Below are 13329 nucleotides of genomic sequence, written 5' to 3' on the forward strand. Positions count from 1 at the left end.
TGCATGCCGCTGCTGAAGAATTAGATTTTGAGCGAGCAAAGGAGTTACGTGACCAAATTGCTCATATTGATGTTACGATGGAAAAGCAAAAGATGATGACGAATGATTTTACAGATCGCGATATTTTTGGGTTTGCCTATGATAAGGGTTGGATGTGTGTGCAGGTGTTTTTCGTACGTCAGGGGAAATTAATTGAACGCGATGTTTCGCTTTTTCCAGCTTATAATGAACCAGAGGAAGAACTGCTTACCTTTTTAGGCCGTTTTTATGAAATGGATCATCACTTAAAGCCGAAGGAAATTTTGATTCCAGAGACGGTTGAGGCAGATTTAGCGGAACGTCTTCTCGATGTGAAAATTATTCAACCAAAACGTGGTCAGAAAAAGGACATGCTTGATTTAGCGAATAAAAATGCTAAATTAGCACTACACGAAAAATTCTCTCTTCTTGAACGAGATGAGGAACGATCTATAAAGGCTGTCGAGAATTTAGGGAAGCAGTTAGGAATTTATACACCTCATCGTATTGAAGCGTTTGATAACTCCAATATTCAAGGAACAAATCCTGTATCTGCACTAGTTGTATTTATAGATGGGAAGCCAGTAAAAAAAGAATACCGCAAATATAAAATTAAAACGGTGCAAGGGCCGGATGATTATGAGTCGATGCGGGAAGTTGTACGCAGAAGATATTCGCGTGTGTTAAAAGAAGGCCTGCCATTACCGGATTTAATCATTATTGACGGAGGAAAAGGACATGTTGAAGCGGTTAGGGATATTTTGGAGAATGAATTAGGCCTCGATATACCGTTAGCTGGTCTAGTAAAGGATGAGAAGCATCGTACATCTGAATTGATGATAGGGGATCCGCTTGAAATCATTCCACTTGACCGACAGAGTCAGGAGTTTTATTTATTGCAGCGAATTCAAGATGAAGTGCATCGATTTGCGATAACTTTTCATCGGCAACTTCGTGGGAAAAATGCGATTCATTCACAGCTTGACGATATTTCAGGAGTTGGTGAGAAGAGGCGTAAGCAATTGCTTAAATCATTCGGTTCGCTTAAAAAAATAAAAGAAGCCTCTATTGAAGAGCTCGTTCAAGCAGGTATGCCCGAAAAAGTAGCTGAGGCCGTCTTCCAAAAATTTCAGAAATGAACTTGATTCACTTTCTCCTCTATGCTATACTCAAGAAGAATTTTGAACATGACAATTAAAGAGTGTTGATAGAGGTGCGAGATTCAAGAGTAGAAACCCGGAGAAGTATGAGCTTCTGTGAAAGGTTTTGAAAGGGGAAATCGCCGAAGGAAAACAAAACTCATACTTTGTTTTTCTGGTTTGACATTGAATAAATGGCAGACTGTCAGGAAGAATTTCCTGGAGAGCTATCTCACTGTATTTGCCGTATTTATAGTATTTTTCGCGGACAAAGCAATGAGATATATCTCGTTGCTTTTTTTGTGCTTGTACATATCAAATTCAGTTTAGCGTAAACAACAGAGAGGATGAATGAATATGCCAATTATTGTACAGAAGTTTGGCGGTACATCCGTCGGAAGTGTCACGAAAATTAAAAATGTGGCAAGACGGGTCATGGAAGAAGTAGAAAGAGGGAACGATGTCGTTGTCGTCGTGTCAGCGATGGGAAAAACAACGGATGAATTAGTAACAATGGCAAAGGAAATTACAGGTAATCCAAGTAAGCGTGAAATGGATATGCTGCTGTCAACAGGTGAGCAGGTTACGATTTCTTTATTAACAATGGCCTTACTTGAGCAAGGTCAGCAAACGATTTCATTTACAGGATGGCAAGCAGGAATCCAAACGGAAGCAGTTCATGGCAATGCACGCATTTTACAAATTGATACGAAACGTATGGAAGCGGAATTGCAAGCAGGGAAAGTGGTTGTCGTTGCTGGATTCCAAGGGGTAGATGAGGAAGGGGACATTACGACATTAGGGCGCGGAGGTTCAGATACAACAGCTGTTGCACTAGCTGCCGCACTGAAAGCGCAACGCTGTGACATTTATACGGATGTAACGGGCGTATTTACGACGGACCCACGCTATATTAAAGAGGCAAGAAAGCTCTTATCGATTTCATATGATGAAATGTTAGAACTTGCCAATTTAGGAGCTGGCGTACTTCACCCACGTGCGGTTGAGTTTGCTAAAAATTATCACATTCCACTAGAAGTACGTTCTAGTATGGAGAAAGAATCAGGGACGATTATTGAGGAGGAAGCAACAATGGAAGAAAATTTAATTGTAAGAGGTATTGCCTTTGAAGATAAAATTACACGTGTGACGGTGTTTGGTTTACCGCGTACACTTAGCACTTTATCAACAATTTTTACAACGCTTGCAAAGCATCATATTAACGTAGATATTATTATTCAAACAATGACATCTGAAGAGACAACAAATCTTTCGTTTTCAATTAAAAGTGAGGCTCTTCAAGAAGCTCTTCAAGTATTGGAAAGTAATAAACCGAACCTTGAGTTTGAAAGAATCGAAACAGAAGATGGCTTAGCGAAAGTATCAATCGTTGGTTCAGGTATGGTCTCAAACCCTGGAGTCGCAGCTGAAATGTTTGAAGTGATGGCGAACACGGGAATCCAGGTGAAAATGGTTAGTACATCAGAAATTAAAGTGTCAACCGTTATCAATGAACAGGAAATGGTTAAAGCGGTAGAAGCTCTGCATGTTGCCTTCAACTTAGGTGCCCATTCAAAAACGTTAGCTTAATAGAGGTGTAAAACAGACTTACTTTATTGTAAGTCTGTTTTACAGCACGATTAAAGTGGATCTTTTGGATCCCATTGAACCGTGAAAATGACTCTTTTTGCGCGTTTTTTAATTTCAGCAACTGCTTCACTGCTGCATTTTTTTTGAAGGGCGCTCTGCTCAGCGAGGAATCCAGTTTCTAGTTGGAAATGGCAGTCCGAATAGAGCTCTAGGCGGCGATTGATAATTTCTCCGGTTAAGGTGAGTTCCATTTCATTTTTTGTTTCTTTTTCGATGATTAAATCACCCCAGCCAGCACTTTGAAAAAATGCAACCACTTCACCCATACTACTCAAAGGGAACTTTCTAGCTAACTGTTTTCCAGTCCAATAAAGGATTTGGTAGGAGTCTTGTCCGAGGATATTATCTAAGACAATTTCTCGAATGAGTTCATAGCCAAAAGTAGGAATTTGAAGTTCGTTTATTGCAGAGTCTTCTAAAGTTTCTGCGAGATTTTTTTTCATTGTGAATCGCCTCTTTCTGTAAATCTATTATAAACAATTTTCATTTTGATGCTGTACTATTTTTTAAAATATTTTCGGGAATTATTGGAAAATATTAACATATTATTTCGAGATATAGATACCTATAATAATAATTTTTGTAAAAATTTAGATAATTAAGAATTCATCTTGATGGATTAGCATGAATTTCTATCGTGAAAAAAAGAAATCTTGTATCCGTTTTCTTGACGCACATACAAGTGAGGAGTAAAATAGTGGTGTCACATAATTGTAAAAAAGTATAGGGAAAATTCTATACTTGCATTTATGCGAGGATAAAAGGTAGCCACCAATTTATCTGAGCATGATTTTTCACAAATTAAGGGGGGGCACTTAGTGGCAAAAAATCGTGAGTTTGGAAATCGTAGGCTTCATTCACTTCTTGGGGTAATTCCAATCGGGTTATTCCTCATCTTCCATCTATCAGTGAACTTTATGGCAACAAAAGGAGAGGAAACTTTCAATACTGCGGCCCATGCAATTGAATATGTGCCAATGTTGATAGTGGTAGAATGGGTTGTCATCTATCTACCATTAATTTTTCATGCTGTTTATGGAATCTATATTGCTTTTACAGCTAAAAACAATTTAGGAAGATTCGGGTTCTTCCGTAACTGGATGTTCATGTTACAACGTGTAACTGGAATTATCACTTTAATTTTCCTTGTTTGGCACATTTGGGCAACTCGAATTCAAAAGGCTTTAGGAGCAGAAGTTAACTTTGACATGATGGCTGAAATCTTCTCTAGTCCATTTATGATTGCATTCTACATTGTGGGGGTTATCTCAGCGATTTTCCACTTTGCTAATGGATTATGGTCATTTGCAGTTAGTTGGGGATTAACAATTACACCTAAATCACAAAAAATCATGACTTATGTTACATTAGTAGTATTCGTTGCACTTTCTTACATTGGTGTTAGCGCAATTTTCGCTTTTGTATGATAAGCGAATGAATTAAGCAAAAGAAGATTATTACGAGACTTTTGATAATGGAAATAAGGGAGTGACAAGATTGGGTAAAGGTAAAATAGCTATCGTCGGTGGCGGACTAGCAGGTTTAATGGCTGCGATTAAAGCGGCAGAGATGGGGAAACAGGTTGAGTTATTCTCACTAGTTCCTGTAAAACGCTCTCACTCTGTATGTGCCCAAGGCGGTATTAATGGAGCAGTTAATACAAAAGGTGAAGGGGATTCTCCATGGATCCACTTTGATGATACAGTATACGGTGGGGACTTTTTAGCGAACCAACCACCAGTAAAAGCGATGTGTGAAGCAGCACCAGGAATTATCAATATGTTTGACCGTATGGGCGTTATGTTTAACCGTACACCAGAAGGTTTACTTGACTTCCGTCGTTTTGGTGGAACACAACATAGCCGTACAGCATTTGCTGGCGCAACAACTGGTCAACAATTACTTTATGCGATGGACGAGCAAGTACGTCGTTATGAAGTAGAAGGTCTTGTAACGAAATATGAAGGTTGGGAGTTCCTTGGAGCTGTAATCGATGAACAACAAACAGCACGCGGAGTTGTTGCTCAAAACTTAGCTTCTATGGAAATCAAAGCATTCCCTGCTGACGCTGTTATTATGGCGAGCGGTGGACCAGGAATTATCTTTGGTAAATCTACAAACTCAATGATCAACACAGGTTCAGCAGCATCTATCGTATATCAACAAGGTGTTAACTATGCGAACGGTGAGTTCATTCAAATTCACCCAACAGCGATTCCTGGTGATGACAAACTTCGCCTAATGAGTGAATCTGCTCGTGGTGAAGGTGGACGAGTATGGACATATAAAGACGGAAAACCTTGGTACTTCTTAGAAGAAAGATACCCAGCATACGGAAACTTAGTACCTCGTGATATCGCGACTCGTGAAATCTTCGACGTATGTGTAAACGATAAGCTAGGTATCAATGGGGAAAACATGGTTTACCTTGATCTTTCACATAAAGATCCTAAAGAACTTGATATTAAACTTGGTGGTATCATTGAAATTTACGAGAAATTCATGGGTGAAGATCCACGTAAACTTCCAATGAAAATTTTCCCTGCGGTTCACTATTCAATGGGTGGATTATGGGTAGATTATGACCAAATGACAAATATCAAAGGTCTATTTGCTGCTGGTGAGTGTGATTACTCTCAACACGGTGCGAACCGTCTAGGAGCTAACTCTCTTCTATCTGCTATCTATGGTGGATCTGTAGCTGGACCAAATGCAGCTAAATATGTCGAAGGTTTAGAGAAAACAACGGACGCACTTCCTTCTTCATTGTTTGACGGCTATGTAAAACAAGAGCAAGAGAAATGGAATAACGTCATGTCATTAGACGGTACAGAAAATGCTTATGTTCTTCATAAAGAGCTTGGAGAATGGATGACGAATAACATGACGGTTGTTCGTTACAATGATAAATTGAAAGAAACAGATAACAAAATTCTTGAGTTGATGGAACGCTATAAAAACATCAACATTAACGATACTGCTAAATGGAGCAACCAAGGTGCTGCATTTACTAGACAATTACAAAACATGTTGCAATTAGCTCGTGTTATGACAATTGGTGCCTTAAACCGTAACGAAAGCCGTGGAGCGCACTACAAACCAGAGTTCCCAGAGCGTGATGATGAGAACTTCATGAAAACAACAATGGCTACGTTCAAAGGTCTAGATCAAGCGCCAGCATTCCATTATGAAGATATCGATGTGTCGCTAGTTCCACCTCGCAAACGCGACTACACAACTACACATTAAGAAGGGAGAGAACACCAAATGTCTGAAACTAAAACTGTACGTTTTATCATCACTCGTCAAGATACACCAGATTCAGCTCCTTATGATGAGGAATTTGAATTACCGTATCGTCCTAATATGAACGTAATTTCAGCATTAATGGAAATTCGTCGTAATCCTGTAACAAAAAGCGGTAAACAAACAACTCCAATTGCTTGGGATATGAACTGTTTGGAAGAAGTATGTGGAGCTTGTTCAATGGTTATCAATGGAAAACCAAGACAATCATGTACAGCACTTGTTGATCAATTAGAACAACCTGTTCGTCTTGCACCAATGCGTACTTTCCCAGTTGTTCGTGACCTTCAAGTTGACCGTAGCCGCATGTTCGACAACTTGAAAAAAGTAAAAGCTTGGATTCCAATCGATGGAACGTACAATCTTGGACCAGGTCCTCGCATGCCAGAGCGTAAACGTCAATGGGCTTACGAATTATCTAAATGTATGACTTGTGGTGTATGTTTAGAAGCATGTCCAAATGTGAACGACAGCTCAAACTTTATTGGACCACAACCATTATCACAAGTTCGTTTATTCAACGCTCATCCAACTGGTGCGATGAACCGAGCAGAACGTTTAAATGCAATCATGACAGATGGAGGACTTGCTAACTGCGGTAACTCACAAAACTGTGTACAGTCTTGTCCAAAAGGTATTCCATTAACAACTTCGATTGCAGCTCTTAACCGTGATACTGCAATTCAATCATTCCGTAACTTCTTCGGAAGCGATCAAGTTTAATCAATTGTATGAAAAGAACCTGTATCTTATGATGCAGGTTCTTTTTTTGCGTATTTTCATTCTAGCTCTATGGTGAAAGGTGTGTAAGACTATTCTATGAAATCCAGGTATATTATGTAAAATTCTTTCAATTATATAAATTTTGCTTTAAAATGAATGAATAACCATTCATTGAAATAAGAGGAGGCAGCATTTTGAGTAGAATTTCATATATTGGAAATTTTGAACAGTGGCAAGCTAGTTTTTCCTTTAAGCAAGAGGTGAAGGTTCGTTTTTCGGAAACAGATATGTTCGGTCATCTAAATAATACGGTTACATTCACGTATTTTGAGGAAGCAAGAATGGAATATTTTAAGCATTTAGGCTTAATGCAAAAATGGTTAGAGGCAAACGATGATGCCATCATTGTTGTAGCTGATTTGCAATGTGATTATCTTCAACAAGTGTTTTTTGATGAGCGCTTATATGTGCACGTTAAGGCAGCTAAAATCGGTACTTCGTCTGTGGATCTTCATTATATGATTACAAGAGAAGACGGCTCGGTTTGCTATACGGGCAGGGGAGCAATTGTTCAAATTTCGAAAGCTACTGGGAGATCCCTTCCTTGGAGTGAAGAAGTGAAAGCGATATTAGGACAATTTCAAGAGGTAGAGTAAGAATAGTCATATGTAAAATCTCCTAGGAAAAGAATTCTAGGAGATTTTTTTGATTGGATAGTCCTGGTTCGTTGTTGCTGTTTCTGAGAGATGCTTGAAAGGTGTTTGAAGTTGTTCGGTTCTTTACTTACAATAAAATATTGCAGGTATTTTAGTATAAGTTTAGAAAAATGTGCTAATATGAAATTTCCAATATGATGCTAGACTATTATTCTTTTAATACTAAACGAATAGAGACAGAAGAATTTGCATTATTGGATGAAGCATTTAATCTGCTTAGTGATGCTGGAAATGTAGAAGCAGTTAGAAGCATGAGTGTATTTAGGGAAGAGGGAGAGAGCAGTTTTAACCAATTTCTTAATGACTTAGACGATAATCAATGGTCGCTTTATAATATTTCGTATTTTTATATACCGACGCTTGGTGTCAATCCTCTGTTAGAGAATATTGTCTTCTTGCTGACATCTTCCAAAGGAATATGGAGTATTGTCTTCAACTTTTGGATGCCGTAGCTGATGTTACAAAATCAGCATGATAAGAAGGCTATGCTAATCAATAACGTTATTTAACAGAACTAATAAGAAAAAGGAGGAAGTATAGTGCCTGAAATAGCATACATAAAGGTTATAAGGAAAAAAGGATTCTACGCAATGTTCCGCTATTTTCAAATAATGTTAAATGGTGAAGTGGCAGGAAAAATAGCTCGTGGTCAAGAGGTAGTGTTTGAAGTACCGCCGGGCATCTATACGATCCAAAATAAAATAGATTGGTTAATCACTGATCCTCTAGAGTTAGAAGTAAAAGCTGGTGAAACAGCGACCTTTCAAGTATCAGGGAAGACGAAGGGTGGATTGAATCAGGAAATATTTATTCAACGGGAAGCGAATGATTGAAATAGAAAGGTGAGCAGCCTTTCAGCATAACTCAAAGATGTACATGAACATGGTCTTACACAAATGAGCCTAACGTCATTTTGTTATCCACAATTTTAAAAAGGTTAAAAAAGAAAATTTAAATTATATAAGCAAAAGAGTCACTCCCTCGCCTTTATCGACATACTATATCGTGACTAAATAGACACCCACTCCGGGTTTTATGCTGGTGAAGGCAAGGAGGGTTACATTAATTGAAGGAGAACGAATTCACTCATAAGCCACTACTCACCAAAAGAGAAAAAGAAGTATTTGAGTTACTAGTACAGGACAAAACAACAAAAGAAATCGCAGGTGAATTGTTTATAAGCGAGAAAACAGTTCGAAATCATATTTCTAATGCGATGCAAAAGCTTGGAGTTAAGGGGCGTTCACAAGCGGTTATAGAACTCCTTCGTATGGGAGAACTTAAGCTTTAATGTTTTGACTGCATTCTATGTAAATATTCATATAGAAAATTCTCTCCCATGGTGAGCAGCATCAAAGGAAATGTTAAACAATTCATTGTTCAACACCTATGTTGCTGCTCTGTTTTTGTCCTGTAACTATATAATATTAGGACGCTGCTGATTCTAGAATCGTTGCGTGTGAAACCTTGGTTTCACACGTCTTGTATTTTAAGAGTTAAAAGGTTGTAGTATAAAAAGATATTGATTTTTATAAAGAGGGGAGATAAGTCGTGTTTTTCTAACCAATGGTTGAAATCTCATTCACTTTCATCCAAAATGGGAGTATGATAAGGTTTCAGGAAGCGGATAAGAAGCTAGAGTTATGAAGTAATTTGTTGTTTGATTGACATGCTACTTTCTTTAGTAATATAGACAACGCTTCTTTGAAAGCTACTCTAACAAAGTTGCACCATGAAATGAAGGAAGAATGAGGCGAGTTTTTTGAAATCAATTGGAATTATAGATTCAGGAGTCGGTGGGTTGACGGTTGTAAAAGAAATTATGCGACAGCTTCCTAACGAACAGATTATCTATTTAGGAGATACGGCTAGATGTCCCTATGGACCAAGATCGAAAGAAGATGTAAAAAAATTCACGTGGCAAATGACCCGTTTTCTATTAAAACACGATATTAAAATGCTAATTATTGCTTGTAATACAGCGACAGCTGCTGTTTTAGAGGATATTCGAGCAGAGCTGGCAATTCCTGTGCTAGGGGTTATTCATCCTGGGGCAAGGGCAGCAATCAAAGTATCCGATACGTTACATATTGGTGTAATCGGCACGATTGGAACGGTAAAAAGTCATGCGTATGATGAAGCGCTTGCTTCTATTAATGATCATGTGAAAGTGACAAGTTTAGCCTGTCCAAAATTTGTTCCAATCGTTGAAAGCGGTGAGTTTGAGGGAGAGATTGTGGACAGGGTTGTCGCAGAAACATTAAAGCCTTTAAAGAAAACAAAGATTGATACGTTAATTCTTGGTTGTACGCATTATCCATTGCTTGGTCCAGTTATTTCCCGCTATATGGGAGGTCGTGTACAGGTGATTTCCTCAGGGGATGAAACGGCCCGTGAAGCAAGTGTAATCTTGGACTACTATCGATTAATGAATCGAAGTAAAGTGCGTCCTATCCATCGTTTTTTCACGACAGGATCTAAAGATATCTTTAGTGAAATTGCTTCAAAATGGCTTAATCGTGATATTGAAACGGTTGAAACCATTAAAATTGATTCTTTATAGGACTTCCATTTGGAGGTCTTTTTTTAGTTTTTCTATAAGATTCCTATATTATGGACTATATAATTTACCCCCGCTTCTTTCAATAAAAGGTCTAAAATCTTAGAGGGCTCGTATAAATAGTAGTACAAACTGTCCTAGGAGTGATTTTATGTCCAAAATAAGAAAAATAACAGTAGTGACAACGCTTTTAGCCTCTTCTGTTTGGCTTGCTGGCTGCGGCTTATTTGGTGGGGAAGAGAAAAAACAAATTGATCCTCCTACAGATGTTTCCTTAGTAGATGAGCAGCCGGCTCTTGAGGAGACGAATGGTAATAGTCAAAGCGGGGAAGGAAAAGAGGAAGCAGTTAAGAATACAATTAAGAGGGAGCTTTATTTAATTGATAAAGATGGTTACGTTGTCCCGCAAACGATTGAACTACCGAAATCTGAAGGAGCAGCAAAACAGGCTTTGGAATATTTAGTCGAGAAAGGCCCTGTGACAGATATGCTGCCAAATGGTTTCCGAGCGGTTCTCCCTGCGGATACACAGGTAGATGTAGATATTAAAGACGGTGTCGCCATTGCCGACTTCTCAAAAGAGTTTAAAAATTACCAAAAAGAAGATGAGTTAAAGATTTTACAAGCTATTACTTGGACACTGACTCAATTCGAATCCATTGAGAAAGTGCAGTTGCGCTTAAACGGTGAGGAATTAACAGAAATGCCCGTAGGAGGCACACCGATTCATGAAGAATTATCACGTGCGTCAGGGATTAATCTAGATACAAGTGATGTTGTTGATATTACGAATACAAAAGCATTAACCGTTTATTATGTAGGGGGAGAACCAGGCAATTATTACTATGTCCCGGTTACACGTCGAGTAAGTGAAAATACGGAAGATAATATTACGGCTGCTATTACTGAATTAGCGAAGGGACCTGCGATGTCGTCTAAGCTTCAAACTGAATTTGTTCCAGATATCGCTTTGGTTGATAAGCCGGTTCTTGAGGATGGCAAAGTGACGTTGAATTTTAATGAGTCTATTTTAAATAGCTTTAAAGAGAAGGAGAAGAAAGTGTCACAATCGTTGCTAAATGCACTTGTTTTATCTTTAACTGAACAAAAAGGCATCGAAAGTGTAGAAATACAGGTGAATGGAAAAGCGGACGTAGTCAATGAAGAAGGGAAAAAGTTATCAGAGCCAGTCGTTCGTCCGGATCAAGTGAATACAGGAAGCTTCTAATGTTGAAAATGGAGGTTAGCGATACGCTGCCTCTTTATTTTTTTATCGAATTGAGCCATTTATGTTAGACTGGGGGTATACATACTATATAGTTAAATCAGGCTTTGTCATACGATTTTTACCTTATTCGTGTGAAAATGGGGTTTTACATGCCGTTCAGACTTGCTGAAAGGTTAAATGAGCCTAAAATGAAAGCTATTTAACAGAGAGCTTAAATAAAAGGAGATGCCTCTTGTGAAGACTGTTATTATTGCTACGAAAAATGAAGGAAAAGCGAAAGAGTTCGAAAGTTTATTTCAAGCAAAAGGATATAAAGTAAAAACGCTTCTTGATGTGCCTCATTCACCTGATGTAGAAGAAACAGGGATAACTTTTGAGGAGAATGCTATTTTAAAAGCAGAGGCCATTGCTAAGGAATATAATCAAGTCGTTGTCGCTGATGATTCTGGATTAATCGTTGATGCATTAGATGGACGCCCAGGTGTTTATTCTGCGCGTTATGCGGGAGAAGAAAAAAATGATGAAGCGAACACCAACAAAGTGTTGCGTGAATTGGCAGGTGTACCAACGGAAAAGAGGACAGCGAGATTTTATTGTGCTCTAGCAGTCGCTTCCCCAAATCAAGAAACGATTACGGTATCAGGAACAATTGAAGGAATTATTACAGAACAACCTGTAGGTGACAACGGTTTTGGTTATGATCCAATTTTTCTTGTAGAGGAATTAGGAAAAACAACAGCCGAACTGACAAAAGAAGAAAAAAATAAAATTAGCCATCGTGCTAATGCTTTAAAAGCACTTGAAGATAAGTTAGATGCATTTTTAAAGGAAGAAGGAAAGTAAGATGAAAGTGCTTGTTATGAGTGACAGTCATGGCTTAACAGATGAAATCAGTATAATCACAGAACGACATAAACATGAAGTAGTATCGATGATTCACTGTGGCGATTCTGAACTTATGAAAGAAGACCCGCTTATGATGGAATGGACAGCGGTGCGTGGTAATTGTGATTGCGATATGACGTATCCCAATGATATTGTCGAAGAAATAGCAAATCAAAAGTTTTTGATTACACATGGACATTTATATAATGTGAAAATGACGCTTCTTAGTATTTCCTATAGAAGCGAGGAAGTGGATGCGAAGATTATTTGCTTTGGTCATTCGCATGCAGCCGGCTCTGAATTAATTGATGGTAGGCTGTATGTTAATCCTGGCAGCATTCGTCAACCGCGCGGCCGCAGGGAGAAGACGTATGCCATCCTCGATATTATAGATCAGCAAGTGACCGTGACTTTTTATGATATTACAGGAAAAGTAGTCGAAGAATTAAATAATACTTATCAAATCAGCTAAAATTAGATATAATGAATAGGCAGGTATTTCTTCCTGTCTATCCTATATGTCCCAGTAGCTCAGCAGGATAGAGCAACGGCCTTCTAAGCCGTCGGTCGGGAGTTCGAATCTCTCCTGGGACGCTAGCTAGTCATGAAAAAAGCTGATACGCTTCTGTGTATCAGCTTTTTTATTTTTGTTTTTGAATAAGAAGGGAATCTGAAAAATGATTTTATAACGATTTTTTAGATTTAATTCTGCTGGCTGAACGTTGAAAACGGATTCCGTTATTTGAATTGTCGGCTTAAATGATGTATGATATTTCCATGTTTTAGAAAAATAGGAGGGAAGAACATGGCAAATATTGAGCATGGCGAAAATCGCTTTTTTATTGAAGCAGAGGGTGAGAAATTAGCAGAAATTACGTATGTGCATTCAGGAGATAAGCAAATTACAGTGGATCATACATACGTTTCTGAGAAGCTGCGTGGACAAAAAATTGGTAACCAACTCGTTGAAAAAGTTGTTGAATTTGCTCGTCAAGAAAATCTTAAGATTGTGCCAGAGTGTTCCTTTGTTGTAAGAGAGTTTGAAAAAAATAAAGAATATCAAGATATAATTGCTAAATAATGGCGAAAAACTGAGAGCGAAAC

The 13329-nt window shown here is 38.3% G+C and carries 15 protein-coding genes, 1 tRNA gene and 1 riboswitch; of the genes, 15 read left to right on the plus strand and 1 reads right to left on the minus strand.

The window, feature by feature from the left end:
* A partial coding sequence (gene uvrC, locus V7068_RS13215; protein ID WP_499713176.1) for an excinuclease ABC subunit UvrC occupies positions 1-1157 on the plus strand: 1157 nt, incomplete at its 5' end.
* Positions 1158-1218: 61 nt separating this feature from the next.
* Positions 1219-1395, plus strand: a riboswitch (Lysine riboswitch).
* Between the two features lie 119 nt (positions 1396-1514).
* A complete protein-coding gene (locus V7068_RS13220) occupies positions 1515-2747 on the plus strand; it encodes an aspartate kinase (RefSeq protein WP_499713177.1) in 1233 nt (410 codons plus the stop codon).
* A gap of 50 nt (positions 2748-2797) precedes the next feature.
* Here V7068_RS13220 and V7068_RS13225 read toward each other — a convergent pair whose 3' ends face one another.
* Positions 2798-3250: a YslB family protein gene (locus V7068_RS13225; protein WP_252286941.1), complete on the minus strand. Its 453-nt coding sequence runs from the start codon at positions 3248-3250 to the stop codon at positions 2798-2800.
* Between the two features lie 375 nt (positions 3251-3625).
* On the opposite strand from V7068_RS13225, the gene V7068_RS13230 reads away from it, so the two are divergent.
* From V7068_RS13230 to V7068_RS13290, 13 genes are all read left to right on the plus strand, one after another.
* A complete protein-coding gene (locus V7068_RS13230; RefSeq protein ID WP_127761567.1) occupies positions 3626-4234 on the plus strand; it encodes a succinate dehydrogenase cytochrome b558 subunit in 609 nt (202 codons plus the stop codon).
* Positions 4235-4304: 70 nt separating this feature from the next.
* Positions 4305-6056, plus strand: a complete 1752-nt coding sequence (sdhA, locus tag V7068_RS13235) for a succinate dehydrogenase flavoprotein subunit (protein ID WP_499713178.1) — start codon at positions 4305-4307, stop codon at positions 6054-6056.
* A gap of 18 nt (positions 6057-6074) precedes the next feature.
* Complete coding sequence (gene sdhB, locus V7068_RS13240; protein ID WP_127761565.1) at positions 6075-6836, plus strand: succinate dehydrogenase iron-sulfur subunit; 762 nt, start codon at positions 6075-6077, stop codon at positions 6834-6836.
* 194 nt (positions 6837-7030) lie between these two features.
* Positions 7031-7492, plus strand: a complete 462-nt coding sequence (locus tag V7068_RS13245; protein ID WP_499713179.1) for an acyl-CoA thioesterase — start codon at positions 7031-7033, stop codon at positions 7490-7492.
* Positions 7493-7686: 194 nt separating this feature from the next.
* Positions 7687-8004: a hypothetical protein gene (locus V7068_RS13250; protein ID WP_499713180.1), complete on the plus strand. Its 318-nt coding sequence runs from the start codon at positions 7687-7689 to the stop codon at positions 8002-8004.
* A gap of 87 nt (positions 8005-8091) precedes the next feature.
* Positions 8092-8385: a hypothetical protein gene (locus tag V7068_RS13255; protein WP_499713181.1), complete on the plus strand. Its 294-nt coding sequence runs from the start codon at positions 8092-8094 to the stop codon at positions 8383-8385.
* A gap of 233 nt (positions 8386-8618) precedes the next feature.
* The gene (locus V7068_RS13260) at positions 8619-8843 is read left to right on the plus strand and encodes a helix-turn-helix domain-containing protein (RefSeq protein WP_028392149.1); all 225 of its coding nucleotides are present in this window, start codon (positions 8619-8621) and stop codon (positions 8841-8843) included.
* Positions 8844-9314: 471 nt separating this feature from the next.
* A complete protein-coding gene (gene racE / locus V7068_RS13265; RefSeq protein ID WP_127761561.1) occupies positions 9315-10115 on the plus strand; it encodes a glutamate racemase in 801 nt (266 codons plus the stop codon).
* 148 nt (positions 10116-10263) lie between these two features.
* Complete coding sequence (locus V7068_RS13270) at positions 10264-11340, plus strand: GerMN domain-containing protein (RefSeq protein ID WP_499713182.1); 1077 nt, start codon at positions 10264-10266, stop codon at positions 11338-11340.
* 234 nt (positions 11341-11574) lie between these two features.
* Positions 11575-12183: an XTP/dITP diphosphatase gene (locus V7068_RS13275; RefSeq protein WP_499713183.1), complete on the plus strand. Its 609-nt coding sequence runs from the start codon at positions 11575-11577 to the stop codon at positions 12181-12183.
* Between the two features lies 1 nt (position 12184).
* Complete coding sequence (locus V7068_RS13280) at positions 12185-12697, plus strand: metallophosphoesterase family protein (RefSeq protein WP_499713184.1); 513 nt, start codon at positions 12185-12187, stop codon at positions 12695-12697.
* Positions 12698-12745: 48 nt separating this feature from the next.
* Positions 12746-12819 (plus strand) — tRNA-Arg (locus tag V7068_RS13285).
* Positions 12820-13030: 211 nt separating this feature from the next.
* The gene (locus V7068_RS13290) at positions 13031-13306 is read left to right on the plus strand and encodes a GNAT family N-acetyltransferase (RefSeq protein ID WP_252291078.1); all 276 of its coding nucleotides are present in this window, start codon (positions 13031-13033) and stop codon (positions 13304-13306) included.
* The last annotated feature ends 23 nt before the right edge of the window (positions 13307-13329 follow it).

Source organism: Bacillus sp. JJ634, assembly GCF_036962285.1.
GTDB lineage: Bacteria > Bacillota > Bacilli > Bacillales > DSM-1321 > Peribacillus > Peribacillus asahii_A.

Coding starts and splice junctions, on each gene's coding strand:
- V7068_RS13220 (WP_499713177.1), top strand. CDS start 1,515: ATGCCAATTATTGTACAGAAGTTTGGCGGTACATCCGTCGGAAGTGTC.
- sdhB (WP_127761565.1), top strand. CDS start 6,075: ATGTCTGAAACTAAAACTGTACGTTTTATCATCACTCGTCAAGATACA.
- V7068_RS13250 (WP_499713180.1), top strand. CDS start 7,687: ATGATGCTAGACTATTATTCTTTTAATACTAAACGAATAGAGACAGAA.
- V7068_RS13225 (WP_252286941.1), bottom strand. CDS start 3,250: ATGAAAAAAAATCTCGCAGAAACTTTAGAAGACTCTGCAATAAACGAA.
- V7068_RS13290 (WP_252291078.1), top strand. CDS start 13,031: ATGGCAAATATTGAGCATGGCGAAAATCGCTTTTTTATTGAAGCAGAG.
- V7068_RS13270 (WP_499713182.1), top strand. CDS start 10,264: ATGTCCAAAATAAGAAAAATAACAGTAGTGACAACGCTTTTAGCCTCT.
- V7068_RS13280 (WP_499713184.1), top strand. CDS start 12,185: ATGAAAGTGCTTGTTATGAGTGACAGTCATGGCTTAACAGATGAAATC.